We start from the raw sequence: 242 nt of genomic DNA, 5'->3' as shown, positions 1-242 counted from the left end.
CAAAGGATGGATGGAGCGATCCACTAAGATGGCGACCTGAACTCTTTGAAAATGTCGACTAAAGAAGTTGGTACATCCTCCGCTTCGTCAAAATCTAATGACTGCTCGATCAGCGTCAGATGCTCGACAATGAGTCGTTCTGCAGATGACTCGTCTTTTTGACGGATTGCATTCAAAATTTGCATATGTTCGTCAGAGCTGCAGTACATCAATTGCTTGTAGCCATAAAAGGCAATGATGAC

1 protein-coding gene is annotated in these 242 nt (G+C 43.8%); it reads right to left on the bottom strand.

The window, feature by feature from the left end:
- Window positions 1–23: 23 nt before the first annotated feature.
- A partial coding sequence (locus tag SB754_RS22525; RefSeq protein WP_410784498.1) for a hypothetical protein occupies window positions 24–242 on the bottom strand: 219 nt, incomplete at its 5' end.

It is taken from the genome of Leifsonia sp. SIMBA_070 (assembly GCF_046534635.1).
Lineage (GTDB): Bacteria > Actinomycetota > Actinomycetes > Actinomycetales > Microbacteriaceae > Leifsonia.
Note: the sequence above shows the minus strand (reverse complement) of the source record. Positions and strands in the feature narration are given on the sequence as shown.